A 25,846-nucleotide genomic window follows, 5' to 3' on the forward strand; every position below is an offset into this window, starting at 1 on the left:
ACGGCGGGAGCGGCCTAGCCGCCGATCGCCGACATCGGGCGGTCGGGCTGGAGGAACGACGGGTCGTCGATCCCGTGGCCCGGCTGCTTGCCGGCCATCGCCACCACCCACGCGTCGGCGATCGTGGCGTCGTCGGCCCCGCCGCGCAGCAGCGAGCGCAGGTCGGACTCCTCCCGGGCGAAGAGGCACGTACGGATCTGGCCGTCGGCGGTGAGCCGCACCCGGTCGCAGGAGCCGCAGAAGGGCTGGGTGACCGAGGCGATGACCCCGACGGTCTGCTGGGTGCCGACGACGCGGAAGAGCTCGGCGGGCGCGCTGCCGCGGGCGGCGGCGTGGGCCGGGTCGACGACGAGGTCGAACTCGGTGCGCAGCCGGGCCAGGATCTCGGCGGCGGTGACCATCTCCGTGCGCCGCCAGCCGTGCTGGGCGTCGAGCGGCATCTGCTCGATGAACCGCAGCTGCACGCCCTCCTCGAGCGCCCAGCGCAGCAGGGCGGGGGCCTCGTGGTCGTTGACGCCCCGCATCAGGACGGTGTTCATCTTCAGGGGGGCCAGCCCGGCGGCACGCGCCGCCCGGATGCCCTCGAGGACGTCGCCGTGCCGGCGGCGGCGCGTCATGCGCGCGAAGACGTCGGGGTCGAGCGTGTCGAGGGAGACGTTGATGCGGTCGAGGCCGGCGGCCGCGAGGCCCGCGGCGCGCGGGGCCAGCCCGATGCCGTTGGTCGTCAGGGCCAGCGCCGGGCGCGGGTCGAGCGACGCCAGGCGCGTCACGAGCCCCTCGAGGCCGCGGCGCAGCAGCGGCTCCCCGCCGGTGAGGCGGACGGTGGTGATGCCGAGCCGCTCGACGCCGATCTGCACCAGGCGGACGATCTCGTCGTCGTCGAGCAGCTCGTCGCGCCCGAGCCAGTCCAGGCCCTCGGCGGGCATGCAGTAGGTGCAGCGCAGGTTGCAGCGGTCGGTCAGCGACAGCCGCAGGTCCGACGCCACCCGCCCGTAGGCGTCGGCCAGAGCGCGCACCTCGCCCACCCCGGGACGGGGAGCGCGCAGGCCGGGCAGGCCGAGCAGGACGGTCATGATCGCGAGTCTAGGCCGGGCCGCACGAGGCGGCCCGGGCCTCGACCCGGTGCGACGACGGGGAGGATCAGGCCTCCGGGTCGGTGTCGCCCGCCGGCACCTCGGCCGGCGGACGGGAGGCGAGCTCCTGGCGACGGGCCACGATGATCGCGGCCGCCGCGCCCGCGGCGCCGACGTAGGCGACGGTGCGCATCCACGGCTTGTCGAGGACGTGACCGGTGAGGTGGTCGAGGGAGTAGCGCCCGCCGCCCGCGAGGGTCAGCGCGGAGCCGACGGCCGCGTACGCGAGGGGCATCTCGGGCCCGCCGTCCTGGGCGAAGAACTTCTCGAAGCCGTGCACGGAGGACGCGACGACCATGTTGCCGGCCAGGGCCGCGCCCGCCGGACCGGTCGCCAGCCCGAGCGCGACGGCCGCGCCGCCGGCCCCCTCGGCCAGACCGGCCAGGGTCGCGTTGCGCTTGCCCGGCGTGAAGCCGATGGACTCGAAGAAGCCGCCGGTCCCCTCGATGCCGTAGCCGCCGAACCAGCCGAACAGCTTCTGCGCGCCGTGCGCAGCCGCGGCCGCGCCGAAGCCGAGCCGCAGGACCAGCAGGCCCAGGTCGGTGCCCTTGCTCATGGTGGTGCTCCTCATCTCGCGCCGCGGCGCGACCGGTCGGGGGTGGCTCGTCCCGCACGCCGACGTACGGGTGGTTGAGCCTTGGACGAACGCTACGAGGCGTGGGCGCGTCGCGCCACCCGCCCGACGGGCGTGGACGCGTCCCGGGGACGGTCAGGCCGGACCCAGCGCGAGGTCGGGCACGGGCAGGACGGGCTGCGCCGTGCGCGACTCGTAGCGGTGCTCGCCGTCGTCGGTGACCCAGCGGATCGTGTAGGTGAGGGTGCACGCGAGCTGCTCCCGTGCCGCGGGCGAGCTGTACGCCTCGCTGGTCCAGCCCGCGCTGGCGACCTCGGTCAGCCAGGGCGCCAGGTCGGCGAAGCGGAGCTCGACGCTCGCCCCGGTCCCGACGAACCGCGCCGTGTGCTCGGCCGACGCCGACATCCCGGAGCCGGCCACGAGGGTCGCCTCCATCCTCACGTCGTGCACGGACTCGCCGTGGTCGGCGTTGGAGACCAGCAGCACGCCCGGCTCGGCCCACTGCAGCCGCCAGCCGGACGGGTCGACCCGCCGGGCCGCCGCGACCGCCGTCACCAGCCGGTCGCGGTGCCGGCGCTCGCGCCGTGCGACCAGCAACGCGATCGTCGCGGTCTTGACGACGACGAAGCCGCCGACGGCCGCGAGCAGGGTGCTGGTGTCCATACGGAGATGCTAGGCATCTTTCTGAGACGCGGAGAGAGGTTCGCTGAAGAACCGCCAGGAACTCGGCGTCCGCGGCCGGGGGCCTCAGCCGACGGGGACCTGCCCCACGGCGGCGAGGTCGAGGCGCTCGGGGTGGGTGTAGACGTTCATCGACTCCCCGCGCACGAAGGCCACGAGCGTCAGCCCCGCCTCGTCGGCGAGCTCGACGGCCAGCGAGCTGGGCGCGGAGACCGCGACCAGCAGCTCGGCACCGGCGAGCACGGCCTTCTGCGTCAGCTCGTACGACGCCCGGCTGGAGACGACCAGGGCGCAGCCGGTCAGCGGCAGCCGCCCCTCGCGCATCGCCCAGCCCACGACCTTGTCGAGCGCGTTGTGGCGCCCGACGTCCTCGCGCACGCACACCAGCGAGCCGTCGGCGTCCATCAGCCCGGCGGCGTGCAGGCCGCCGGTCTTGTCGAAGGCCCGCTGGTGCTCGCGCAGGCGGTCGGGCGCCTCGAGCACCCGCTCGACCGGGATCGGCTCGCGCCACGTCGTGGGGTGACGCCGGGCGCTGGTGACCTGCTCGATCGTCGTCGTGCCGCAGAGCCCGCAGGCGCTGTTCATGACGACCTGGCGGATCGGCCCGTCCGGGGCCACTCCGGGGGCCAGACTCACGTCGAGCACGTTGTAGGTGTTGTGCCCCTCGGCGTCGGTGCCGGCGCAGTAGCGCGCGAGCACCACGTCCTCCGCGGAGGCGATGACGCCCTCCCCGTGCAGCAGGCCGTGCACGAGGTCGATGTCGTCGCCCGGCGTCCGCATGGTCACGAGGTACGCGGTCCCGCCGAGGCGCACCTCCAGCGGCTCCTCCACGGCGAGCGTGTCGCTGCGGCGCACGACCCGGCCGTCGGGACCGGTCCTGACCTTGACCACGGGCCGGGTGCGGGTGAGGCGTCCCATGCCGCCATCCTGGCACCGGGAGCCAACGGGCTGCCGGGGAAGGCGGGACGAGACATGGACGCGACGCAGTGGCTGGCCAGGCTGGCCGCCGAGCTGGGGACCGAGGACGCGCTGCCCGACGAGGGCGCGGTCCGCGACCTGCTCGACCTGACCCGGGAGGTGGCCCACGGCGTCGAGCGCGTCGCCGGCCCGCTCAGCACCTTCCTGGTCGGCGTGGCCGTCGGGCGCGGTGCGGACCTCGCCGCCGCCACGGAGGCCGCCTCCGCGCTGCTCGACGAGCCGGCACCGGCGCCAGCACCGACCTCCGACGGCGCGAACTAACCTGGGGGCGTGCGCCGCCTCTGGGTCCGATGGGCCCTGCTCATCGCCTTCGTGGCGGCGCTGGGCACCGCCTTCGTCAACCTGGGCGAGTGGCAGCTCGACCGCCTGCACCAGCGCCGCGACCGCAACGTCTCGACCGTCGGCAACGAGCAGCGTCCGGTCGAGCCGTGGGAGCAGGTCTTCACCCGCCAGATCACCGACGCCGACCAGTGGCAGCGGGTCAGCGCCACCGGCACGTTCGACGCCGACCACCAGCTCGTCGTGCGCTACCGCAGCAGCGGCGACACCACCGGCTACGAGGTCGTGACGCCGCTGCGTACGGCGACCGGCACCGTCCTGGTGGACCGCGGGATCGTCCCGGTGAGCACCGGTTCTCAGATCCCCTCGACCGCGCCGGCCCCGCCGACCGGCCAGGTGACCGTCGTCGGCCACGTCCGTCGCAACGAGGAGGGCCGGGGCTCGGCGCGCACGCCCGTGAACGGCTCGATCCGCCTCATCGACTCCACGGCGATCGCCGAGACGCTGCCCTACCCCGTGGCCGACGGCTACATCGGCCTGCTCACCGTCGACCCCGCGCAGAGCGGGGGCTTCCAGCCCGTGGCGCTGCCGGAGATCTCCGACGGGCCGCACTTCTGGTACGCGGTGCAGTGGTTCATGTTCACCGGCATCGGCGCGCTCGGCGTCTTCGTCTTCATCCGCGGCGACCTCCGCGAGCGCAAGACCGGTCAGCGCAAGCCCGCCGGCGGCAAGGGCCGCAGCGACAGGGCTCCCGGCGCGAGGACCGGCACCGGGGCGGGTTCGGGACCGCCGAGCGGCCAGGAGCGCCCCGAGCTGACCAAGAGCGGAGCCTGACCCCGTGGACCTGCGCCTGACCGACCGCGTCTTCGTCGTCACCGCCGCCAGCAGCGGGCTGGGCCGGGCGACGGCGGAACAGCTCGTCGCCGAGGGCGCCCGGGTGGTGATGGTCGCCCGGCGCGCGGACGTGCTGGCCGACGTGGTCGCCTCGCTCGGCGAGGGCCGCGCCGTCGCGGTACCCGCGGACCTCGCCGACCCGGGTGTCGGCGACCTCGCCTGCCTCGTGGCCCTGCGGGCGTACGGGCGGCTCGACGGCGCGCTCGTCAGCACCGGCGGCCCGGCGGCGGGCACCGTGCTCGGGACGACCGACGAGCAGTGGGACGCGGCGTTCACCGGCGTGTTCCGAGCCGCGCTGCGGGTCACCCGGGCGGTCGTGCACCACGGCACGGCCGACGACCTCGCGCTCGCCTGGGTGCTGTCCACGTCGGTGCGCTCGCCGGTCGGCGGCCTGGCCACCTCCAACGGGCTGCGTCCCGGGCTCGGCATGCTCGTCAAGCAGCTGGCCGACGAGCTCGGCCCGGACGGCACGCGCGTCGTCGGCCTGATGCCCGGTCGGGTGGACACCGAGCGCGTCCGCCACCTCGACGGGCTCGCCGAGGACCCGGCGGCCGCCCGCGCCGCGTCGGAGGCGTCCATCCCGCTGCGTCGCTACGGCACGCCGGAGGAGTTCGCGCGGGTCGCCGCCTTCGTGCTCTCCCCCGCCGCCTCCTACCTCACCGGCTGCGTCCTCCCCGTCGAGGGCGGGGCGCTGCGGACCCTGTGAGCACCGCGGCGACCAGCCGACGGCGCCGGTGAGCGTCGCCGACGTCGTCGACCTGCTCGCCTGCCCGACCTGCGCCGGCCGCGGGTGGGGGGACGAACCCCTCCGGCTCGACGGGCCCACCCTGCGCTGCGCCCAGGGGCACGCGTACGACGTCGCCCGCCAGGGGCACGTGAACCTGCTCGGCCGCGCCGCGCCCCGCAACGCCGACACGGCCGAGATGGTCGCGGCGCGCGAACGGTTCCTGGGCAGCGGGGCGTACGACGCGGTGGCCGACGCGCTCGCCGACACGGCAGTCCGGCACTCGACCGGTGCCGCCGCGGTGCTCGACGTCGGCGCCGGTCCGGGCTTCTACCTCGACCGCGTGCTCGCAGGGCTCGTGGCGCGCTCGGGGCCGGAGCGGAGCGCCCGCGGTCTCGCGCTCGACGTCTCCCCCGCGGCCGCGCGCCGCGCCGCGCGCAGCCCCTGGCCCGTGGGCGCGGTGGTCGCCGACGCCTGGGGCGTCCTGCCGGTGCGGTCGGGGTCGGTCGACGTCGTGCTCAGCGTCTTCGCACCCCGGCACCCGCCCGAGCTCGCCCGCGTGCTGCGCCCCGGCGGCGTCGCTCTCGTGGTGAGCCCGCTGGCGGAGCACCTCGCCGGGCTGCGGGCGGCCTGGGGGCTGCTGGACGTCGAGCCGGGCAAGCAGGAGCGGCTCGCCTCGACGTTCGGTGAGCACCTCGTGCCCGTCGGCGACACCGACGTCCGGTACTCCGTTGCCGTCGACCGCGCGCGCGTGGACGACCTGGTGGCCATGGGCCCGAACGCGTTCCACCGCGGCCCGGGCGCGGACGGCACCGCTCCGACGCAGGTCGACGTCGCGGTCCGCGTTGCCGCCTGGCGCCGCCCGGGCTGAAGACCTAGGGCCGAGGAAGGGGTCGGGCGTCAGCCCTTCTTGCCCTTCTTGGCGGACTTCTTCACGTCCGCCTTCTTCTTGGACTTGTCGTCCTTCACGCTCTTCGCCTTCGCGGGCGCCTTCTCGGCCTTCTCCGCCTTCTTGGCCGCCTTGGCCTTGGTGCGCTCCGGCGAGGCCGTGCCGGCCGTCTCGGCCTTCACCTGCTCCGCCAGCTGCCCCGTGGCGTCACGCCGCGGACCCCGGGTCGCCCCGCCGCGGCCGCGCAGGCTCGTCCCGGACTCCTTCAGGACGCCGTGGACGAAGCCGTACGAACGCCCCGTGTCGATCGCGATCGACCGGATGCTCTCCCCGCCCGCGTAGCGCTCGCCGAAGGACGCCGCCAGCGACGACCGCTGGTCGCCGGTGATGCGGGCCCCCTTGGTCAGACCGCCCGAGCCCGTGCTCGCCGCCTCGGCCATGCCAACCCCCTGATCAGGACGCCCGGGAGTGGCCTGCGCCGACGGTGCTGGCCCCGGACGTCACGCCCGTGATCGCGCTGACGATCAGGCCACATCCAAGCACCCGGCGGGTGCGGGGGCTCACGCGGCCCCCGCCGCCCCTGCCGGTCAGGCGAGCGTGACGAGCTCGGCGTACTCCGGGCTCCACAGGTCCTCGGTGCCGTCGGGCAGCAGCAGCACCCGGTCGGGGTCGAGCGCGTGCACCGCACCCTCGTCGTGGGTGACGAGCACGACGGCGCCCGCGTAGGTCTTGATCGCGTTCAGGACCTCCTCGCGCGAGGCCGGGTCCAGGTTGTTGGTCGGCTCGTCGAGGAGCAGGACGTTGGCGCTGGAGACGACGAGCGAGGCCAGCGCGAGCCGGGTCTTCTCCCCGCCCGAGAGCACCGCGGCCGGCTTGTCGACGTCGTCGCCGCTGAACAGGAACGACCCGAGCACCTTGCGCACGTCGGTCTCGTTGAGCTGCGGCGCTGCGGTCTTCATGTTCTCGAGCACGCTGCGCGAGGTGTCGAGCGTCTCGTGCTCCTGCGCGTAGTAGCCGAGCCGCAGCCCGTGCCCGGGCCGGACGCCGCCGGTGTCGGACTGCTCCAGCCCGGCGAGGATGCGCAGCAGCGTGGTCTTGCCCGCGCCGTTGAGCCCGAGGATGACGACCTGCGAGCCCTTGTCGATGGCCAGGTCGACACCGGTGAAGATCTCGAGCGAGCCGTACGTCTTGGACAGGCCCTCCGCGGTGAGCGGCGTCTTGCCGCAGGCCGCGGGCTCGGGGAAGCGGATCCGCGCGACCTTGTCCTGGACGCGCTCGCCCTCGATGCCCGCACGGAGCTTGTCGGCGCGCTTGGCCATGTTCTGCGCGGCCGTCGCCTTGGTCGCCTTGGCCCGCATCTTGTCGGCCTGGGCCATCAGGGTGTCGGCCTTGCGCTCGGCGTTCTGCCGCTCGCGGCGCCGGCGCTTCTCGTCGGTCTCGCGCTGGGCGAGGTAGCGCTTCCAGCCCATGGCGTAGACGTCGAGCTCGGAGCGGTTCGCGTCGAGGTGGAAGACCTTGTTGACCGTCGCGTCGAGCAGGCCGACGTCGTGGCTGATGATCAGCAGCCCGCCGTTGTGCCCGGCGAGGTAGGTCCGCAGCCAGGAGATCGAGTCGGCGTCGAGGTGGTTGGTCGGCTCGTCGAGCAGCATCGTCGAGGCGCCCGAGAAGAGGATCCGGGCCAGCTCCACGCGGCGGCGCTGACCGCCGGAGAGCGTGCGCAACGGCTGGTCGAGCACGCGCTGCGGCAGGCCGAGGTTCGCGGAGATGCGGGCCGCCTCGGCCTCGGCGGCGTAGCCACCGCCGGCGGCGAGCTCGGCCTCGGCGCGCGCGTACGCGGCCATCGCCCGCTCGCGCTCGGCGTCGTCGTCGCTGGCCATCGCCATGCCGGCCTTGTCCAGGCGGGCGATCGCGGTGTCGAGGCCGCGGGCGGAGAGGATCCGGTTGCGCGCCAGCACCTCGGGGTCGCCGGTGCGGGGGTCCTGCGGGAGGTAGCCGACCTCGCCGGTCCGGGTCACCGAACCCGCCGCCGGCTGCGTCTCGCCCGACAGGATGCGGGTCAGCGTGGTCTTGCCGGCGCCGTTGCGCCCGACCAGCCCCACCTTGTCGCCCGCGGCGATCTGGAAGGACGCACCCCCGACGAGCAGGCGCGCGCCCGCGCGCACCTCGAGGTCCTTCGCGACCAGCATGTTCGTTCCTCAGTCCTTGCTCGGGGCGTGCGCGCTCACGGCTGTCCGCGCGGTCGGCGCGGTGCCCGGGAGGCTGCAGCGCCGCGGACGCCCCCGTTGTTCCCGGCCCCGGCCGCACGGACCGCCGGGACGCGACCTCCCAGGCTACCGCCCGGCGAGGGTGAGCGCCGCCGGACGCGGGCCGGGCACCGCCCTCAGGGCGCCGCGATGGCGGCGGTCGAGCTGCGCACGACCAGCTCGGTGGCGAGCTCGACGTGGTGGGAGTCGAGCGGCTCGCGCGCGGCGACGCGCAGGGCGGTGACGAGCGCGACCCGGCCCATCTCGCGCAGCGGCTGGCGCACCGTGGTCAGCGGCGGCGACAGGATCTCGGCCACGGCCGTGTCGTCGAAGCCGACCACGCTCAGGTCCTGCGGCACCCGCGCCCCGTGGCGGCGCGCCGCCTCCAGCACCCCGGCAGCGATCTGGTCGGTCGCCGCGAAGACGGCGGTCGGCGGCTCTGGCAGCTCGAGCAGCGCGCCCCCGCCCTCCACGCCGGCGGCGAAGTCGAAGCTGCCGATCCGCACGTACTCGTCCGGGACCGGCACGCCGGCCGCCTCGCAGGCCGCGCGGAACCCGTGCACCCGGGCCTGGTTGTAGGCCGACGACGGGTCGCAGCCGATGTAGGCGACCCGGCGGTGACCGAGGTCGAGCAGGTGCTGCGTGGCGGCGAGGCCGCCGGAGAAGTTCGTCGTGCCGACGCTGGCCAGCTCCTTGCGGGGCGGGCTCAGCGGGTCGATCACCACGAGCGGGATCCCGGCACGCACCAGCGCCGGCAGGTCGCCGTGCCGCGCGTCGTCGACCACGTCGATCACGCCGCGGCGCCCCAGGTCGGCGAGCTCGCGCGCCCAGGCGGCGGGCCGTAGGGCCCCGGGGGTGGGCTGGCTGCGCGGACGGACGCTGACGCTGACGCTGACCTTGCGCTCGCCGGCGCCCTCGAGCACGCCCTGCAGGATCTCGGTGGTGTACGCGGTCAGCGGCCCGTGGAACACGAGCTCGACCGTGTGCTGGGACGCCTCGGCCTCGGGGACCTCGGCCCGGCGCGCGACGTAGTCGTGCGCCGCGAGCAGGCTCTCGACGCGGGCGCGGGTCTCGGGACCCACGTCGGCGCGGCCGTTCAGGACCTTGGAGACCGTGGCCACGGAGACGCCAGCGGACGCCGCGACACGGGCGAGCGTCGTCGTGCGCCCCTCCTGCGCCACCACGGCCTCCCCCAGCCTCACGTCACCGGTGCCGATGACCGTCGTCCTTGGGGCGGTGCTGCTCGACGGTGCTGACGAGGCGCCGGTCGTGCCCCGCGCTGCGGACCGGGCCGGTCAACCGTACCGGGAGCCGGAACGGCAGATCTCCTGCCGACGTGCCGATCTGGACCTCGATCTCCCCCGGCTCGACCCGCCGGCGCAGGTCGCGGCCGGTGAACGAGGTCAGGTCGGCGTGCACGGTGAAGACGACCTCCGCGGACGCCCCTGGCTCCAGGTCGACGCGCGCGAAGCCGGCGAGCTGGCGCACCGGCCGCACCACCGACGCCACCGGGTCGTGCAGGTAGAGCTGGACGACCTCGGTGCCCCGGCGCAGACCCGTGTTGCGGACGGTCACCGACGCGGTCAGCTCGCCGTCGGTCGGGATCTCCGCCGCGCTCGCGCGCGCCTCGTCGAGGGCGAAGCTCGTGTACGCCCGGCCGTGGCCGAAGGGGAACAGCGGCGTGGGGTCGAGGTTGCTCGCCCCCGACTTCACGGCGCCAAGCACCGGCTGCAGGTAGGTGCCCGGCTGCGCGCCCGGCCCCTGCGGCACCTGCACGGGGAGCCGCCCGCTCGGGTCGACCCGCCCGCCCAGCACACCGGCCAGGGCCGGACCGCCCTCCTCGCCGGGCATGAAGGCCTGCACGAGCGCGGCCGCGCGGTCGGCGTACGCGCCGAGCGCGTACGGGCGGCCCGAGACGACCACCACGACCACCGGCGTGCCGGTGCCCAGGAGCGCCTCGAGCAGCTCGCCCTGCAGGCCGGGGAGACGGAGGTCCTCCGCGTCGCAGCCCTCGCCGGAGGTGCCTCGGCCGAAGAGGCCGGCGAGGTCGCCGACCAGCGCGACGCAGACGTCGGCGTCCCGGGCGGCCGCCACCGCCGCGTCCAGCCCCGAGCGGTCGTCACCGGTGACCGCGCAGCCCTGGGCGTACGCGACCTCGACCCCCTCGAGCTCGGAGCGCAGCGCCTCGAGCGCCGTCGGGACCGCGACCCCGGTCCCCAGGTCGAGGTCGGGGTAGAGCGGCAGGACGTGGTTGGGGAAGGAGTAGCAGCCCATGAAGGTCCGCGCGTCGTCGGCGCACGGCCCGACCACGGCGAGCCGGCCCAGCGCCGGACGGCCCTCCCCGGTCAGGGGCAGCGCGGTGCCCGCGTCGAGCAGCACCACCGACTCCTCCGCGAGCCGGCGGGCGACGTCGCGGTTGCGCGGGCTGTCGAGGTCGTGGTCGGCGGCGTCGAGGACGGTGGCCTCCGGCGTCCAGCCCTCGTCCAGCAGACCGAGCGCGACCTTCTGCGTCAGCACCCGGCGCACGGCGGTGTCGACCAGCGCCTCGTCCAGCTCACCGCGGCGGACGCGCCCGACGAGGTGCTGGCCGTAGCCGGCGGTGTCGGGCAGCTCGACGTCGATGCCGGCCTCGAGCGCCTGCACCCCCGCCTCCTCGGCGTCGGTCGCGACCCCGTGGGTGGAGGCGAGGAACGGGACCGCCCAGTAGTCGGAGACGACCGTGCCCTCGAAGCCCCACGCGTCGCGCAGCAGCTCGGTCAGCAGCCAGCGGTCGCCGCCGGCGGGGACGCCGTCGACGTCGCTGTAGGAGTTCATGACCGAGGCCGCCCCCGCCCGCAGCGCCGCCTCGAAGGGCGGCAGCACGACGTCGGCCAGCTCGCGCCGGCCCATCGGCACCGGCCCGTGGTTGCGGGCGCCCCGCGAGGCGGAGTAACCCGCGAAGTGCTTGAGCGTGGCGAGCACGCCGGCGCCCTGGAGCCCGCGCACGTACGCGGCCCCCATCAGCGAGACGAGGTACGGGTCCTCCCCCAGCGTCTCCTCGACCCGGCCCCAGCGGTAGTCGCGGACCACGTCGAGCACCGGCGACAGCCCGTGGTGGACGCCGAGGGCGGCCATGTCGGAGCCGATGGCGCCCGCCATCTCCTGGACGAGGTCGGGGTCGAACGTCGCCGCCCAGGCGAGCGCGGAGGGGTAGACCGTGGCACCCAGGGTGGTGAAGCCGGTCAGGCACTCCTCGTGCACGACCGCGGGGATGCCCAGGCGGGACTGCCCGAGGACGACGCGCTGCTGGCGCACCAGCTCGGCCGCCCCCTGGGCCGGGGTCACGGGCGTGCTGCCGTAGATCCGGGTGAGGTGCCCGAGCCCGTGGCGGCTGGCCTCCTCCAGGCCAGGGCCGGTGGAGAACTGCTCCTGCATCGGGGCGACGTTGCGCGAGGCGTCCGCCTCGTCCGCGCCGTTCGCCTCGTCCGAGTCCGCCGCCGCGCCGGCCTCGCCGCCCACGGGGGCGAAGTCGGAGTCGTCGGCGTCGTGGTCCTCGCGCCCGAGCCACCGGCTGCCCAGCTGGCCGACCTTCTCCTCGAGGGTCAGCTCGGCCATCAGCGCGTCGACCCGCTCCGCCACCGGGAGGTCGCTCCGCCGCCAGCGATCCTGGACCTCGGCGGGTGCCGGCACCGTGCTGGTCCGCGTCATCGCTCCTCCTCGTCGAGGCGCTCGTCCTTCTCGAAACTTTCGAACCGGCTTCGGCGCCTGACCCCGACCTTAGCCTGAGACCCTGATGAGGGCCACGGCCCTGCATCCGCGCGTCGTTTTCCGGGGAACGTTCCCAACCGAGCCTGAATCGTGACCGGCCGCTCCTTGACAGAGCCCGGAACCGCACCTACGTTGCTTGCGCGGGCTTACGAAAAGCCTGCGAAAGATCAGCGACGCCAGCAACGGGTCCGACCGAGGACCCGACCCACTCCAGCGGCGCAGCCGCTCGCACGCAGGGAGATCAACGTGGATCCCAGAACGACCCGACGAGGCTTTCTCGGACTGGGCCTGAGCGCTGCTGCGCTCGGGACCCTCGCCGCCTGTGGCGGCTCCGCCCCGACCCAGACCGGTGCCGGTGGCAGCGGTGCGGGGGCCGGCACCGGCGGCGGTGACGGCAAGAACGCCACCCACTGGTTCCTCACCGGCCAGCCCGGTCAGGGCATCCGTGAGAACACGGTCAAGCGCTTCAACGAGGCGAACCCCGACACCAAGATCGACTACACCGAGTTCCAGAACGACGCGTACAAGACCAAGATCAGCACCGCCATCGGTGCCGGGCAGGGCCCTACGATCATCTGGGGCTGGGGCGGCGGCACGCTGCGCGGCTACGCGGAGAACAACGAGGTCGAGGACCTGACGTCGTGGTTCGACCAGAACCAGGCGGTCAAGGACCGGCTGTTCCCGTCCGCCTTCCCGGCGGGCACCGTCGACGGCAAGATCTACGCGATGCCGGCCGAGACCGTCGCGCCGATCGTCATGTACTACAACAAGCAGGTCTTCGAGAAGGTCGGCGCGCAGCCGCCGGCGACGTGGAACGACGTCATGGCCCTCGTCGACAAGTTCAACGGCGCGGGCATCGCCCCGTTCTCGCTGGGCGGCCAGTCGCGCTGGACCAACATGATGTGGCTGGAGTTCCTCCTCGACCGCATCGGCGGCCCGGAGGTCTTCGAGCGCGCGTTCAAGGGCGAGACCGACGCCTGGTCCGACCCGTCCGTCACCGACATGCTGACCAAGATCCAGGACCTGGTGAAGGCAGGAGGCTTCATCAAGGGCTTCTCCTCGATCACCGCCGACTCCAACGCCGACCTCGCCCTCCTCTACACGGGCAAGACCGCGATGATGCTGCACGGTGCGTGGACCTACGGGACGATGAAGTCCGACGGCGGCAACTTCGTCAAGGACGGCCACCTCGGCTTCATGAACTTCCCGACCGTCGACGGCGGGAAGGGCGACCCGAGCAACACCGTCGGCAACCCGGGCCAGTACCTCTCGATCTCCTCCAAGGCGACGGACGCGCAGAAGGAGACCGCGAAGAAGTTCTTCGCGACCGCCGTGCTGTCCGACGCCGAGGTCGGCGAGTGGGTCGAGAACGGCAACGTGCCGATCGTCAAGGGCGCGGACTCCAAGTTCACGGGTAGCGACACCGAGTTCCTGAAGTTCATCTACGACACCGCCAGCAACGCCAAGGTGTTCGCCCAGTCGTGGGACCAGGCGCTGCCGCCGTCGGCCGCCGAGACCCTCCTGGACAACATCGCGAAGCTCTTCCAGCTCTCGATCACCCCCGAGCAGTGGGTCGAGAGCATGAACAAGGCCACCAACAAGTGACCGCGCTCGCCGCGCCGGCCGCGGTGCAGGCAGCACCAGCGCGGCCGGCCGGCGGGAGCGGCGGCATCAAGGGAGCGAACCTCACCTGGATGGCGCTGCCCGCGTTCGTCTTCTTCCTGCTGTTCGGCATCGTGCCGCTCCTGGGCGTGCTGGCGCTGTCCTTCACCACCTGGGACGGCATCGGCCCGATCACCTTCAGCGGGGCGACGAGCTGGCGGACGGTGCTGAGCGACCCGGGGCTGCCGCACTCGCTGTGGATCACCTTCCTGGTGATGGCGCTGAGCTGGCTGGTCCAGACGCCCATGAGCATCCTGCTCGGGACGTTCCTGGCCGGCTCGCAGCGCTACCGGGCCGTCCTGGCGGTCCTCTACTTCGTGCCGCTGCTGCTCAGCTCGGCGGCCATCGCCATCACGTTCAAGGCGCTGGTCGACCCGAACTTCGGCCTCGGCGCGGGCCTCCACGTCGACGCCCTCGCGCAGGACTGGCTGGGTCGTCCGGTGCTGGCCATCGGGACGCTGATCTTCGTCGTCTCCTGGCAGTACATCCCGTTCCACTCGCTGATCTACCAGGGCGGCGTGCGGCAGATCCCGGCCTCGCTCTACGAGGCGGCGCTGATCGACGGGGCCGGCCGGGTGAAGCAGTTCTTCAACATCACCCTGCCGCAGCTGAAGTACACGATCATCACGTCCTCGACGCTGATGGTCGTCGGGTCGCTGACCTTCTTCGACCTGATCTTCGTGCTGACCGCCGGCGGCCCGGGCGACGCCACCGAGGTGCTCGCGCTGAGCATGTACAAGACCGGTTTCCAGGCCCACCTCATGGGCCCGGCCTCGGCCATCGCCGTGATCCTCGTGCTCGTCGGGCTCGCGCTCGCCCTGCTGCTGCGGCGGCTCGGCGGCCGGGGCGACGAGAGCCAGCTGGAAGGGGCCTGAGATGGCGACGATCGCCTCGGAGAACGTCCAGACCCGCGACACGGCCAAGAGCTCCCGCTCTGGCCGTCACGGTCGCGGTGCTCCCGAGCGGGGCGCGGCCCTGCGCGGGACCACCCGTCCCAACTGGCTCGGCGGCGTGCTCAGCTTCGTCTGGCTCGCCATCGTGATCATCCCGATCTACTGGATCGTGGTCACGAGCTTCAAGAGCCAGAGCGTGTACTTCCTGGCCAACCCGCTCGCGCCGCCGACGGAGCCCACGCTCGAGAACTACCAGCTGGTGATCGAGAACGACTTCATCCGCTACTTCGCCAACAGCGTGATCGTGACGGTGGGGGCGATCGTCCCGGCCGTCCTGCTCAGCTTCCTGGCCTCGTACGCGATCATCCGCAACGCCCACCGCCGCAGCCTGCGCTTCATGAACTCGCTGTTCCTGATGGGCCTGGCCATCCCGCTGCAGGCGACGATCATCCCCGTCTACCTGTTGATCATCAAGCTCGGGCTCTACAACACGCTCGCGGCGATCATCCTGCCGTCGATCGCGTTCGCCATCCCGCTGTCGGTGCTCGTGCTGAGCAACTTCATCCGCGACGTCCCGAAGGAGCTCTTCGAGTCGATGCGCACCGACGGGGCGACCGAGTGGGGCACGCTGTGGCACCTCGCCTTCCCACTCACGCGGCCGGCGCTCGTCACCGTGACGATCTACAACGCGCTCGCGGTGTGGAACGGCTTCCTGCTGCCGCTGATCCTGACCCAGGACCCCGACAAGCGCCTGCTCCCTCTGGCACTGTGGACGTTCCAGGGGCAGTACGGCGTCAACGTCCCTGCGGTGCTCGCCTCGGTGATGCTGACGACCCTGCCGATCCTCGTGCTCTACGTGGTCGGTCGGCGCCAGCTGCTCAGCGGCCTGACCGCGGGGTTCAGCAAGTAGCTCGTCGCCCGACGCCGTCCGAGCCTGTCGAGGGAGCCCCGGCTGCACCACGCCGCGCGGCCCCGACAGGCTCGGGGCACGTCGCCGGCCGTGCAGGCCGACGGCCCCCGTACCCATCCCGCCCTCGCCCGAGGGCACGAGAGGAGATCCTCACCATGGAAGCCGCAGCACCGGAAGCGTCCGAGCTGGACCGCACCCCGAAGCGCGAGGACAAGTTCAGCTTCGGCCTGTGGACCGTGGGCTGGCAGGCCCGCGACCTGTTCGGCGAGGCCACCCGCCCCGTGCTCGCCGGCGCCGAGGCCGTCCACGAGCTGGCCAAGCTCGGCGCGTACGGCATCACGTTCCACGACGACGACCTCGTCCCGCCGGGCAGCGGCGCCGCCGAGCGCGACCGGATCATCGGTGAGTTCAAGCAGGCCCTCTCCGACACCGGCATGGTCGTGCCGATGGTGACGACGAACCTGTTCAGCGACCCCGTCTTCAAGGACGGCGGGTTCACCAGCAACGACCGCTCGGTGCGTCGTTACGCGCTGCGCAAGGTCATGCGGAACATGGACCTGGCCGCCGAGCTCGGCGCCCAGACCTACGTCTTCTGGGGCGGCCGCGAGGGCTCCGAGGTCGACTTCGCCAAGGACATCCGCGCGGCGCTCGACCGGTACCGCGAGGGCATCGACATGCTCGCGCAGTACTCGATCGACAAGGGCTACGGCCTGCGCTTCGCCATCGAGCCCAAGCCCAACGAGCCCCGCGGCGACATCCTGCTGCCCTCGATCGGGCACGCGCTCGCCTTCATCAACGAGTGCGAGCACGCCGACATGATCGGCATCAACCCCGAGACCGGCCACGAGCAGATGGCCTCGCTCAACTACACGCACGGGATCGCCCAGGCGCTGTGGTCGGGCAAGCTCTTCCACATCGACCTCAACGGCCAGAAGGGCCCGCGCTACGACCAGGACCTGGTCTTCGGCTACGGCGACCTGCTGCAGGCCTTCTCGACGGTGGACCTGCTCGAGAACGGCGGGCCGAACGGTGGCCCGACGTACGACGGCCCGCGCCACTTCGACTACAAGCCGCTGCGGACCGAGAGCATGGTCGGCGTGTGGGAGTCGGCCCGCGCCAACATGGAGCTCTACATCCGGCTGCGGGAGAAGTCGAAGGGCTTCCGCGCCGACCCCGAGGTCCAGGAGGCCCTCGAGGCGGCCCGCGTCGCCGAGCTGTCGCAGCCCACGCTGAACGAGGGCGAGTCCTACGACGCCCTCCTCGCCGACCGGTCGTCGTTCGAGGACTACGACATCGACACCGCACGCGAGCAGAACTACGGCTTCGCGCGCCTGCAGCGCCTCGCGATCGAGCACCTGCTCGGGACCCGCGGCGCCTGAGCGCTCCCTCGTCCGTCGCCGCGGGTGGCCCTGTCCGGAGGGTCGCCCGCGGCGACGGTCTTTTCCGGACCTCCCGCGTCTCCCTGACGCACCCACCCCACCCAGAACGAGGAACCTGCACCATGACGACCTTCCACGTCGCGACCACCGGCGACGACGCCGCCGACGGCTCGGCCGAGCGACCCTTCCGCACGATCGACCGCGGGGCGCGCGCGGCGCACCCGGGCGACACGGTGCAGGTCCACGCCGGGGAGTACCGCGAGTGGGTCGTCCCCCGCCGGGGCGGGCTCGGCGAGAACCGTCGCATCACCTACGAGGCCGCCCCCGGCGAGCACGTGGTGGTGAAGGGCTCCGAGCGCGTGACCGGGTGGGAGCAGGTCGCCGGGCCGGTGTGGCGCGTACGGGTGCCGAACGCCCTCTTCGGCGACTTCAACCCCTACGTCGAGGAGATCGACGGCGACTGGATCGTGCGCCCCGAGCGCGACTCGCCGCGCCGCCACCTCGGCGAGGTCTACCTGGACGGCGTCGCCTCGACCGAGGTCGCCACCGTCGCGGAGGTCGGGCAGCCCGAGCGCCGCACCGAGGTGACCGACCACTGGACCGGCATCGCGCAGCCGGTCGAGGACCCCGACCAGACGCAGCGCGTCTGGCACGCCGAGGTCGACCACGCCCTCGACGGCGGGGTCACGACGATCACCGCCAACTTCGGCGACGCCGACCCCAACGCGCACCTGGTCGAGATCAACGTGCGCCGCTCGGTCTTCTACCCGCTGCAGCACCACCTGGACTTCATCACCGTGCGCGGCTTCGAGCTCGCGCAGGCGGCGTGCCCGTGGACCCCGCCGACCGCCGACCAGCCCGCGCTCATCGGCCCGAACTGGGCCCGCGGCTGGGTCATCGAGGACAACGACATCCACGACGCCAAGTGCTCGGCGGTCTCGCTGGGCAAGGAGGCGTCGACGGGCCACAACTGGTCGACGACGCGGCTGGACAAGCCGGGCTACCAGTACCAGCTGGAGTCGGTCTTCTCCGCCGAGCAGATCGGCTGGGACGCCGAGCACGTCGGCTCGCACGTGGTGCGGCGCAACCACATCCACCACTGCGGCCAGAACGGTGTCGTCGGCCACCTCGGCTGCGTGTTCTCGACCATCGAGGACAACCACATCCACCACATCGCCGACCGCCGCGAGTTCTACGGCTACGAGATCGGCGGCATCAAGCTGCACGCCGCGATCGACGTCGAGATCCGCCACAACTACATCCACGACTGCTCGCTGGGCACCTGGCTCGACTGGGAGACCCAGGGCACCCGGGTGTCGCGCAACGTGTTCGCGCGCAACAGCCGCGACCTCTTCGTCGAGGTCAGCCACGGCCCGTACGTCGTCGACCACAACGTCTTCGGCTCCCCCGTCTCGGTCGAGTCCTTCAGCCAGGGCGGGGCGTACGTGGGCAACGTCCTGTGCGGCTCGCTGCGCCTGGAGAAGGTCATGGACCGCGCGACGCCGTACCACCGCGCGCACAGCACGCAGGTCGCCGGCTACGCGGTGATCTACGGCGCCGACGACCGCTGGGTCGCCAACCTGTTCCTCGGCGGCCAGGGCCAGGAGTCGTACGGGCACGGGGCGGAGTTCAACCCGCGCTTCGGCTACGGCACCGCGCTCTACGACGGCCACCCGACGTCGTTCGCCGACTACCTCGCACTGGTCGACGCGCAGCCGCCCGGCGACCACGACCGCTACCCGTCGGTGCCGCAGCCGGCGTACGTGCGCTCGAACGTCTACGCCGACGGCGCGACGGCCTTCGAGGGCGAGCCCGACGCGCTCGTGCTCGACGGCCCCGTCGCCGTGCGCGTCGTCACCGAGGGCGAGGAGGTCTACCTGGAGACCGAGCTGCCCGAGGCCTTCCTCGGCACCGGGGTCGGCGTCGTGACCGGCGCGGACCTGGAGCACGTGCGCTTCGCCGGGCTCGAGTTCGAGGAGCGCGACGGCAGCCCCGTCGTCATCGACGTCGACCTGCTCGGCGAGCGCAAGGAGGCCGGGCAGACCTACCCCGCGTTCCCCGTCGCCGGGATCTCGACGGGCACCTCCCGCACGCGGGTCTGGTGACGTCCCCTGAGATCCGACGTCTCGATGTGCTGCTGACGAGCAGCGCGAGCGTGGACGACACCGCTCGCGCGCGTCGAGCCGTCGGATCTCAGGGCTGTCGCCGACGCCCGGCTCCGTCCATGCCTGCGGGCACGACCTCGCATCCCTCGTGCCGGACTAGGCTGAACGATGGTCCGGACACGGGCGAGCGACGAAGAAGGACACAGGGATGAGCGACATCAGCACGCAGGCCGCGACAGGCACCGACCGCGTCAAGCGGGGCATGGCCGACATGCTCAAGGGCGGCGTGATCATGGACGTCGTCGACGTCGAGCAGGCCAAGATCGCCGAGGACGCCGGTGCGGTCGCCGTGATGGCGCTCGAGCGCGTCCCCGCCGACATCCGCGCCCAGGGCGGGGTGGCCCGGATGAGCGACCCGGACATGATCGACGGGATCATCGACGCCGTCTCCATCCCCGTGATGGCCAAGGCCCGCATCGGCCACTTCGTCGAGGCGCAGGTCCTGCAGTCGCTCGGCGTCGACTACATCGACGAGTCCGAGGTGCTGACCCCGGCCGACTACGCCCACCACATCGACAAGTGGGCGTTCACCGCCCCGTTCGTCTGCGGCGCGACCAACCTCGGCGAGGCGCTGCGCCGCATCTCCGAGGGCGCGGCGATGATCCGCTCCAAGGGCGAGGCCGGCACCGGCGACGTCTCCAACGCCACCACCCACATGCGCACGATCCGCGCGGAGATGCGCCGCCTGGCGGGTCTGTCGAAGGACGAGCTCTACGTCGCGGCCAAGGAGCTCCAGGCCCCGTACGCGCTCGTCGCCGAGGTCGCCGAGACCGGCAAGCTGCCCGTCGTCCTCTTCACCGCGGGCGGCATCGCCACCCCGGCCGACGCGGCGATGATGATGCAGCTGGGCGCCGAGGGCGTCTTCGTCGGCTCGGGCATCTTCAAGTCCGGCAACCCGGCCCAGCGCGCCGCCGCCATCGTCGCGGCGACGACCTTCCACGACGACCCGGGCATGATCGCCAAGGTCTCGCGCGGCCTCGGCGAGGCCATGGTCGGCATCAACGTCGACGACGTCCCCGAGCCGCACCGCCTCGCCCAGCGCGGCTGGTGACGACGACCGTCCTCGGGCCTGACGCACTCGCCCCGAGCCCGTCGAAGGGTCCCCTGGTCGGCGTCCTCGCCCTCCAGGGCGACGTCGTCGACCACCGGCGGGTGCTGGGGTCGGTCGGCGCGCGGACGCGGACGGTGCGCCGGCCCGAGGAGCTCGTCGGGCTCGACGGGTTGGTGATCCCCGGCGGGGAGTCGACGGTCATCGACCGGCTCTCGCGCCGGTTCGGGCTGCGCGAGCCGCTCGTCGCCGCGCTCCGGGCGGGCCTCCCGGCGTACGGGTCGTGCGCGGGGATGATCATGCTCGCCGACACGCTCGTGGACGGGCTGGGTGACCAGCAGACGTTCGGCGGGCTCGACGTCACCGTGCGCCGCAACGCGTTCGGACGTCAGGTCGACTCGTTCGAGACCGACCTCGACCTCGCCGGCCTCGACTCCCCCGTGCACGCGGTCTTCATCCGGGCGCCCTGGGTCGAGCGGGCCGGAGCGTCCGTCGAGGTCCTGGCCTCGGCGCACGGCCACCCCGTAGCGGTGCGGCAGGGCTCGTTGCTCGCCACGTCCTTCCACCCGGAGGCGACCGGGGACCACCGGGTGCACGGGCTGTTCGTCGACTCCCTCTGACGAGGCCGAGAGCGAGGTCCGGACGGGAACGGGAGGGGCCTGACCGCGCTGCAGCGGTCAGACCCCTCCCGTGGTCAGGGGAGTCCGGTGCCGGACTCCCCCGGCGTCACTTCTTCGGTGCCTTCACGGTGAACGTGCCACCACCGACGGTGTCCAGGGCGATCGTGTTGCTCGCCTTGTAGCCGTCCAGGTAGGCGGACTTGTCGCCCTGGGTCGGCTTGTCCTTCGCCGGCGACTGGCTCTCGAGCGAGAGGAAGGCGCCCTTGACGGTGACCACCTGCTGGCTCGGCTGCGGCCGCCAGTAGCCCGAGGCGATCGTCCCGACGCTGACCGCGACCTGGTGCCCGGCCGCGAGCTCCCAGTCCATGGCCTTGAGCTCGAACGAGGTCTGCCCCTTCTGCAGGCGCGCCACGTTCTCGTTGATCAGGGTCGCCTGCTTCGTCGCCGGGTCGACCTCCCAGAGCCGCACGGCGACGTCACCCGTGCCGCTGGTCTGCAGCCGCACCTGGGGCGTCGCCGTCAGCCGCGTGGCCCGGACGACCGGCTTCGAGAAGACCAGGTACGAGCTCGGCACGGCGTCGGCCGACCGGGCCGCCTTCGAGGAGGGCACGCTCTCGAGGTGGCTGCGCACCTGCCGGTCCATCTGCCCGCCGTCGCTCTGCACCTCCTGCTGGACGCGGGGCGCCGGCGTGGTCCCGCCGGCCGTGGTGCCCGCCGCCGCGGGGGTCGTCGTGCGCACCGGACCGGTGTCGGTGTAGCGACCGCGGCCGAGGCTCACGGTGCTCGGCGTCGACCGGCCCGGCCAGCTCGCCTGGGCCCGCCAGACCCCGTCGCTGCCCTGGATCGCGAAGCGCGGGTCCTTGACCGCGGACGGCTCGTCCTTGAGGTAGCGGTCGTAGAACCGGATCACCTCGTCGAAGAAGCCGGCGCGGCCCTGGAGGAGCTGGCCCGTGGTCGGGTCCTGCTCGTTGCCGCGGACGTGCTCCCAGGGACCCATCCAGCCGTGCTCGTAGCCCTGGTGGTTGGCCAGGAAGGTCTGCATCTGCTCGGGCTTGGTGTTGGACTCGGTGAAGCCCTGGGTGAAGAAGAGCGGGGTTCGGGTGCCCTTCGCCGCGCTGATGTTGTCCCGGTCGCGCCAGTAGTCGTCGTCGGGGCTGGTGTTGTCGGTGCCCGCGGTCAGGTTGCGGCTCAGGCACTCGGGGTGCGTCTGCTCGTAGGTCGCGTTCGCCTTGTAGCGGTCGCTGTCGCCCGTGGTGCCCGGGATCTGCGCGATGCCGTTGTACGCCCGTGGCGTGCCGGTGTTGTTCGGGCGGGCCACGCCGTTGCTGTAGTAGTAGTTGTAGCCGTTCCAGAGCGGCTCCTGGCTGACGACGGCCTCGAGGCCCTTGGGCTTCAGGTTGTTGGCCCACAGCCCGGTCTGGGCGTCGTACGACTTGCCGTACGTGCCGACCTTGCCGTTCGACCACTTCTGGGCGGCCGCCCACTCGATCGAGCGCTTGATGTCGGCCTGCTCGCCCGGACCGTTCCAGTCCAGGCAGCCGGTGCTGCCGCCGTAACCGCGCAGGTCGACCAGCACCACCGTGTAGCCACGGTCCATCAGCTTGGCGCCGGTGATGAGGTCCTCGAAGCGCTGGGACGGACCGGTCTGGTCGGTCTCGACCCCGGTCTGGCCCGCGTGGGAGAAGTACGGGCCGACGGACAGGACCACCGGGGTCCGGGCGCCCTTGCGCAGACCCGTCGGGCGCAGCACGTCGGCGTGCAGCTCGACCTTGGTCGGCGAGTCCTTCTGCGGCGAGGAGAAGTAGTGCTCGGTCCACGAGGCGCCGGCCGGGACGAGCGCGTTCTGGTCGTGGGTCACGCCGTGGTCGACGTCGCCCGCGCGGGCGGCGCTCGTCGCGGGGGCCGGGGCCGGGGCCGTAGAGGCCAGCGGGTCAGCGCTGGCCGGGGCGGCGCCGGCTCCGACCAGGCCGGCGCTGACCAGCGCCAGCCCGGTCAGGGGTGTGAGGAGTCTGGGAAGTGGCATGCACAAGACCTTCCGGGTCCGAGGGGACGACGGCCCGGCTGCCGGGCCGTCGGGGTGCAGCCCCAGCCTTGCTATGGATCACCTGTGTAGTCGAGACCTTCGGCGGACTTTCTCACCGGAGCCGCCATATCTGCTCCGGGCAGGCCTCTGACCCGTGGCCCGGGCCACCGGCAGTCAGAGCAGCGTCGCCCGCCGCCACCCGCGGACGCTGTTCATGCACAGCAACGCATCCCGAGCGGCGGCCTCACGCACCTCCGCGATGGTGAGCACCCGCTCCCGCAGCCGCCCGTCGGCGAGCGCCAGGCCGCGCTCGACGCCCGGCAGCAGCCCGCAGGACACCGGCGGGGTCCACCAGCCGTCCTCGTCGCGCAGCGCGACGCTGCCGATCGTGGTCTCGGTGACCTGGCCCTGGCGGTTCCGGAGCAGGGCGTCGTCGGCCCCGGCGGCGTCGGCCTGAGCGCGGTGAGGCGCGTACACCTCGCGCCAGGTCGTCTTGTGCGCGAGGAAGACGTCCCGCTCGTCCACCGGCTCGGTCGCGAGCACGAGGGTGACCGGACCGTCGGGGTTCGGAGGGAGCGGCTGCACCGAGGTCGACGCGCGACCCTGCTCGTCCACGGTGAGCCGGACCCGCCAGCGACCGTCCGGGTGCGCCGCGGCCACCTCGCCGAGCGCCTCCCGTGCGGCGACGAGCGGGTCGTCGCGGTCGAAGTAGGCGGCCGACGACCCGAGGCGACGCAGGTGCTCCTCGAGCGCCCACCACGACCCGTCCTCCAGCCGCAGCGTCTCGAGCAGGTCGAAGGGTGGCCTCGGCGTCGCGGTGAGGACCGCCGCCTTGGCCAGCAGCTCGTCGTGCTCGCCCGCCGCCGTCGAGTCGACGGTCACGCCGCTGCCCACGCCGTACGTCGCCGTCCCGCCCCGGGTGTCGGCCACGAGCGTGCGGATCGCCACGCTGAAGGTCGCGTCCCCGCCCGGCGCCACGACCCCGACCGCACCGCAGTAGAGGCCGCGGGCGTGCGGCTCGACGCGGCTGATCAGCCCGGCCGTCGACACCTTCGGCGCACCCGTCACCGAGCCGCACGGGAACAGCGCGCCGAACAGGTCGGCCAGCGTCGTCGACGGCGGCACCTCCGCGGTCACCGTCGACGTCAGCTGCCACACCGTCGGGTAGCGCTCGGGCACGCAGAGCGCCGGCACCGCGACGGTGCCGGGCACGGCGAGCCGGCCGAGGTCGTTGCGCAGCAGGTCGGTAATCATGACGTTCTCGGCGCGCTCCTTGTCGCTGGCCAGCAGCGCCGCGAGCCGCTCCTCGTCCTCCGCGCTCGACCGTCCCCGCCGCGCCGTGCCCTTCATCGGCCGGGTCGTGACGGTGCTCCCCCGCCGCGCGAAGAACAGCTCCGGCGACACCGACAGCACGTGGTGACGTCCGAGGTCGAGGTACACGCCGAACGCCCGCCCCTGCGCGGCCAGGAGCGCCTCGTGGCGCGCGAGGTCGTCGGCGCTGTCGTCCCAGTCCGCCACCAGCGGCAGGGTGAGGTTGGTCTGGTAGGTGTCGCCACGTCGGATCGCCGCCTGCACCTCGGCGAACGCCCGCCCGTACGCCTCGCGCCCGACCCGCTCGCGCCACGGACCCGGCACGCCCACCCCGTCGGATGGACGCTCGGGACCGGGGACCGGACCCTCGTGCAGCCCGAACCAGACCAGCGGCAGGTCGTCGGCGCCCCGCTGTCCTGGGACCGTCAGTGCCCGGTCGAGGGCCGGAGCCGCGTCGTACGCGACGAGGCCAACCGCCCACAGCCCGGCCGACGCGGCTTCGTCGACCCTTCGGAGCGCCGGCACGACCTCGTCCAGCGACGACGCGACCACCGTCCGGACCGGCTCGCCGAACCACGACGGCCGCTCCGAAGCGTGGGGCTCACCGGGGTGGAAGTCGACGCGCTGCACCGGTCGATCGTCCCAGGACCGGACGGGTCGACCGACCGGTCGCGATCAGCCGAAGACGTTCTTGTAGGCGATGCTGATCGGCCGGTCGATGCCGTCGGGCTGGCTGGAGCTCTTCGCGCCGCTGTGGCCGACGAAGCCGAAGTAGAGCCGGTGCTCCCCGTCGGCCTTGATGTAGCCCGCCATGCCCTCCGGCTCGCGCGACACCATGGAGCCGAAGGCGTTGCTGTGGACCGCGGTCTGCTCGAACGCGCCGGTGGTGAGGTTCAGCTTGCTCAAGGTGGTGTTGCCGGGCTTGGGGTTCGTGCTGCTGTAGGCCGTGCCGAAGAGCAGGTAGGCGTAGCTCCCGAAGATCGTCCACCCCTGGAACGTGCCCCCGAGCGTGGGCTGCGTGCACTGCAGGAGGACCTGCGAGAAGTCGCCTTCGCTCGCGCGGTCGAGGTCGTAGACGCGGAAGCGCGACTGCCCGCCGGCCGCGTACTTGAGGGCCAGCAACCGGTTCCAGTGGTCGACCGAGGGGGTGACGTTCACGCCGCCCTCGTCGGCGACCGGGTTGCCCTTGTACGTCGGGCTCGCCGACGACGCGCCGTCGACGAACTTGAACCGCTGGATCCCGCGGCCGCGGTCGGTGGCGGCGTCGTAGTTCCACTCCGTCCACAGGTAGGTGTCCGTGCCCGAGCGCTCGGCCGCCATGGAGACGCCGTGGCCGAGCTTGCCGAGCTTCATGTGCCCGTTCACGGTGCCGGAGTAGCTCATCCGTGTCACCGCCAGCTCCCCGGTCGTCCCGCCGTTCGGCTCCGAGATCGTGAAGAGCCGCTGGTTGTTCGGGTCGAAGCAGAACGACTGCATCGTGTGGTGGGTGTCGGCCGTGAGCTTGCCCTCGAGGAAGGGCAACGAGCCCGCGGTGAGGTCGAAGGACCCGACGGCGGGCACGGCCGCGGAGGCGGTGGCCCCGCCGAGCAGGTTGGCGCCGAGGGCGAGGGAGGCACCCCCGGCCGCGCCGAGGAACGTGCGGCGGGAGAGCGTCAGCCGGCGGCTGGGGCGGGTCGGGTGCTGGGGCATCAGA

At 73.0% G+C, this 25,846-nt stretch carries 22 protein-coding genes; 11 read left to right on the plus strand and 11 right to left on the minus strand.

Annotated elements, in window-relative coordinates; all coding sequences use genetic code 11:
* Nucleotides 1-14: 14 nt before the first annotated feature.
* From moaA to fdhD, 4 genes are all read right to left on the minus strand, one after another.
* Nucleotides 15-1,073, minus strand: a complete 1,059-nt coding sequence (gene moaA, locus BLU42_RS10970) for a GTP 3',8-cyclase MoaA (protein WP_091074463.1) — start codon at nucleotides 1,071-1,073, stop codon at nucleotides 15-17.
* Nucleotides 1,074-1,140: 67 nt separating this feature from the next.
* Entirely contained in the window at nucleotides 1,141-1,689 is a 549-nt protein-coding gene (locus tag BLU42_RS10975; protein WP_091074464.1) for a DoxX family protein, read from the minus strand.
* A gap of 153 nt (nucleotides 1,690-1,842) precedes the next feature.
* Entirely contained in the window at nucleotides 1,843-2,370 is a 528-nt protein-coding gene (locus tag BLU42_RS10980; RefSeq protein ID WP_091074465.1) for a hypothetical protein, read from the minus strand.
* A gap of 84 nt (nucleotides 2,371-2,454) precedes the next feature.
* The gene (fdhD, locus tag BLU42_RS10985) at nucleotides 2,455-3,306 is read right to left on the minus strand and encodes a formate dehydrogenase accessory sulfurtransferase FdhD (protein ID WP_091074466.1); all 852 of its coding nucleotides are present in this window, start codon (nucleotides 3,304-3,306) and stop codon (nucleotides 2,455-2,457) included.
* Between the two features lie 54 nt (nucleotides 3,307-3,360).
* Between fdhD and BLU42_RS10990 the strand changes: the two genes are divergently transcribed.
* Genes BLU42_RS10990 through BLU42_RS11005 form a run of 4 tightly spaced genes read left to right on the plus strand, consistent with a single transcriptional unit; the run spans nucleotide 3,361 to nucleotide 6,134 of the window.
* Nucleotides 3,361-3,627 carry a DUF6457 domain-containing protein gene (locus tag BLU42_RS10990; RefSeq protein WP_091074467.1) on the plus strand — a complete coding sequence of 89 codons (267 nt, stop codon included), beginning with the start codon at nucleotides 3,361-3,363 and terminating at the stop codon, nucleotides 3,625-3,627.
* A 9-nt stretch (nucleotides 3,628-3,636) separates the two neighbouring features.
* Nucleotides 3,637-4,479: an SURF1 family cytochrome oxidase biogenesis protein gene (locus BLU42_RS10995; protein ID WP_091074468.1), complete on the plus strand. Its 843-nt coding sequence runs from the start codon at nucleotides 3,637-3,639 to the stop codon at nucleotides 4,477-4,479.
* 4 nt (nucleotides 4,480-4,483) lie between these two features.
* Nucleotides 4,484-5,245, plus strand: coding sequence for an SDR family oxidoreductase (locus tag BLU42_RS11000; RefSeq protein WP_091074469.1), 762 nt, complete (start codon nucleotides 4,484-4,486; stop codon nucleotides 5,243-5,245).
* Nucleotides 5,246-5,273: 28 nt separating this feature from the next.
* The gene (locus BLU42_RS11005) at nucleotides 5,274-6,134 is read left to right on the plus strand and encodes a putative RNA methyltransferase (protein ID WP_091074470.1); all 861 of its coding nucleotides are present in this window, start codon (nucleotides 5,274-5,276) and stop codon (nucleotides 6,132-6,134) included.
* 29 nt (nucleotides 6,135-6,163) lie between these two features.
* Here BLU42_RS11005 and BLU42_RS21420 read toward each other — a convergent pair whose 3' ends face one another.
* The 4 genes from BLU42_RS21420 to BLU42_RS11025 all read right to left on the minus strand — a co-directional run bounded on the left by BLU42_RS21420 (nucleotide 6,164) and on the right by BLU42_RS11025 (nucleotide 12,082).
* Nucleotides 6,164-6,592, minus strand: coding sequence for a helix-turn-helix domain-containing protein (locus tag BLU42_RS21420; RefSeq protein ID WP_231918098.1), 429 nt, complete (start codon nucleotides 6,590-6,592; stop codon nucleotides 6,164-6,166).
* Nucleotides 6,593-6,739: 147 nt separating this feature from the next.
* On the minus strand, nucleotides 6,740-8,338 hold the full coding sequence (abc-f, locus tag BLU42_RS11015; RefSeq protein WP_091074471.1) for a ribosomal protection-like ABC-F family protein: 1,599 nt from the start codon (nucleotides 8,336-8,338) through the stop codon (nucleotides 6,740-6,742).
* A 194-nt stretch (nucleotides 8,339-8,532) separates the two neighbouring features.
* Complete coding sequence (locus BLU42_RS11020; RefSeq protein WP_231918099.1) at nucleotides 8,533-9,597, minus strand: LacI family DNA-binding transcriptional regulator; 1,065 nt, start codon at nucleotides 9,595-9,597, stop codon at nucleotides 8,533-8,535.
* Nucleotide 9,598: 1 nt separating this feature from the next.
* Nucleotides 9,599-12,082 carry a glycoside hydrolase family 3 N-terminal domain-containing protein gene (locus BLU42_RS11025; protein WP_091074472.1) on the minus strand — a complete coding sequence of 828 codons (2,484 nt, stop codon included), beginning with the start codon at nucleotides 12,080-12,082 and terminating at the stop codon, nucleotides 9,599-9,601.
* A 306-nt stretch (nucleotides 12,083-12,388) separates the two neighbouring features.
* On the opposite strand from BLU42_RS11025, the gene BLU42_RS11030 reads away from it, so the two are divergent.
* The 7 genes from BLU42_RS11030 to pdxT all read left to right on the plus strand — a co-directional run bounded on the left by BLU42_RS11030 (nucleotide 12,389) and on the right by pdxT (nucleotide 20,819).
* Nucleotides 12,389-13,747, plus strand: a complete 1,359-nt coding sequence (locus BLU42_RS11030; protein WP_091074473.1) for an extracellular solute-binding protein — start codon at nucleotides 12,389-12,391, stop codon at nucleotides 13,745-13,747.
* Nucleotides 13,744-14,679 (plus strand): carbohydrate ABC transporter permease, encoded by a 936-nt coding sequence (locus BLU42_RS11035; RefSeq protein WP_231918100.1) that lies wholly within the window; start codon nucleotides 13,744-13,746, stop codon nucleotides 14,677-14,679. The genes BLU42_RS11030 and BLU42_RS11035 overlap by 4 nt, the downstream gene beginning before the upstream one ends.
* A gap of 1 nt (nucleotide 14,680) precedes the next feature.
* Nucleotides 14,681-15,607 (plus strand): carbohydrate ABC transporter permease, encoded by a 927-nt coding sequence (locus BLU42_RS11040; protein ID WP_091074474.1) that lies wholly within the window; start codon nucleotides 14,681-14,683, stop codon nucleotides 15,605-15,607.
* A gap of 155 nt (nucleotides 15,608-15,762) precedes the next feature.
* Complete coding sequence (xylA, locus tag BLU42_RS11045) at nucleotides 15,763-16,986, plus strand: xylose isomerase (RefSeq protein ID WP_091074475.1); 1,224 nt, start codon at nucleotides 15,763-15,765, stop codon at nucleotides 16,984-16,986.
* Nucleotides 16,987-17,108: 122 nt separating this feature from the next.
* Complete coding sequence (locus BLU42_RS11050; protein ID WP_091074476.1) at nucleotides 17,109-19,091, plus strand: right-handed parallel beta-helix repeat-containing protein; 1,983 nt, start codon at nucleotides 17,109-17,111, stop codon at nucleotides 19,089-19,091.
* Nucleotides 19,092-19,299: 208 nt separating this feature from the next.
* Nucleotides 19,300-20,202, plus strand: coding sequence for a pyridoxal 5'-phosphate synthase lyase subunit PdxS (gene pdxS, locus BLU42_RS21115; protein ID WP_091074477.1), 903 nt, complete (start codon nucleotides 19,300-19,302; stop codon nucleotides 20,200-20,202).
* A complete protein-coding gene (pdxT, locus tag BLU42_RS21120; RefSeq protein WP_091074478.1) occupies nucleotides 20,199-20,819 on the plus strand; it encodes a pyridoxal 5'-phosphate synthase glutaminase subunit PdxT in 621 nt (206 codons plus the stop codon). Before pdxS ends, pdxT begins: the two co-directional genes overlap by 4 nt.
* Before the next feature lie 106 nt (nucleotides 20,820-20,925).
* Here pdxT and BLU42_RS11065 read toward each other — a convergent pair whose 3' ends face one another.
* From BLU42_RS11065 to BLU42_RS11075, 3 genes are all read right to left on the minus strand, one after another.
* Nucleotides 20,926-22,842, minus strand: a complete 1,917-nt coding sequence (locus BLU42_RS11065; protein WP_091074479.1) for a CocE/NonD family hydrolase — start codon at nucleotides 22,840-22,842, stop codon at nucleotides 20,926-20,928.
* A gap of 174 nt (nucleotides 22,843-23,016) precedes the next feature.
* The gene (locus tag BLU42_RS11070; protein WP_091074480.1) at nucleotides 23,017-24,783 is read right to left on the minus strand and encodes a chorismate-binding protein; all 1,767 of its coding nucleotides are present in this window, start codon (nucleotides 24,781-24,783) and stop codon (nucleotides 23,017-23,019) included.
* A gap of 45 nt (nucleotides 24,784-24,828) precedes the next feature.
* Nucleotides 24,829-25,842 carry a phage baseplate protein gene (locus BLU42_RS11075; protein ID WP_091074481.1) on the minus strand — a complete coding sequence of 338 codons (1,014 nt, stop codon included), beginning with the start codon at nucleotides 25,840-25,842 and terminating at the stop codon, nucleotides 24,829-24,831.
* Between the last annotated feature and the right edge of the window lie 4 nt (nucleotides 25,843-25,846).

This window comes from Microlunatus sagamiharensis (assembly GCF_900105785.1).
Lineage (GTDB): Bacteria > Actinomycetota > Actinomycetes > Propionibacteriales > Propionibacteriaceae > Microlunatus > Microlunatus sagamiharensis.

Bases quoted from the DNA above. Each gene is read 5' to 3' on its own strand.
- moaA (WP_091074463.1), bottom strand. From the start codon at position 1,073: ATGACCGTCCTGCTCGGCCTGCCCGGCCTGCGCGCTCCCCGTCCCGGG.
- BLU42_RS10975 (WP_091074464.1), bottom strand. From the start codon at position 1,689: ATGAGCAAGGGCACCGACCTGGGCCTGCTGGTCCTGCGGCTCGGCTTC.
- BLU42_RS10980 (WP_091074465.1), bottom strand. From the start codon at position 2,370: ATGGACACCAGCACCCTGCTCGCGGCCGTCGGCGGCTTCGTCGTCGTC.
- fdhD (WP_091074466.1), bottom strand. From the start codon at position 3,306: ATGGGACGCCTCACCCGCACCCGGCCCGTGGTCAAGGTCAGGACCGGT.
- BLU42_RS10990 (WP_091074467.1), top strand. From the start codon at position 3,361: ATGGACGCGACGCAGTGGCTGGCCAGGCTGGCCGCCGAGCTGGGGACC.
- BLU42_RS21420 (WP_231918098.1), bottom strand. From the start codon at position 6,592: ATGGCCGAGGCGGCGAGCACGGGCTCGGGCGGTCTGACCAAGGGGGCC.
- abc-f (WP_091074471.1), bottom strand. From the start codon at position 8,338: ATGCTGGTCGCGAAGGACCTCGAGGTGCGCGCGGGCGCGCGCCTGCTC.
- BLU42_RS11025 (WP_091074472.1), bottom strand. From the start codon at position 12,082: ATGACGCGGACCAGCACGGTGCCGGCACCCGCCGAGGTCCAGGATCGC.
- BLU42_RS11040 (WP_091074474.1), top strand. From the start codon at position 14,681: ATGGCGACGATCGCCTCGGAGAACGTCCAGACCCGCGACACGGCCAAG.
- xylA (WP_091074475.1), top strand. From the start codon at position 15,763: ATGGAAGCCGCAGCACCGGAAGCGTCCGAGCTGGACCGCACCCCGAAG.
- BLU42_RS11050 (WP_091074476.1), top strand. From the start codon at position 17,109: ATGACGACCTTCCACGTCGCGACCACCGGCGACGACGCCGCCGACGGC.
- pdxS (WP_091074477.1), top strand. From the start codon at position 19,300: ATGAGCGACATCAGCACGCAGGCCGCGACAGGCACCGACCGCGTCAAG.
- BLU42_RS11065 (WP_091074479.1), bottom strand. From the start codon at position 22,842: ATGCCACTTCCCAGACTCCTCACACCCCTGACCGGGCTGGCGCTGGTC.
- BLU42_RS11075 (WP_091074481.1), bottom strand. From the start codon at position 25,842: ATGCCCCAGCACCCGACCCGCCCCAGCCGCCGGCTGACGCTCTCCCGC.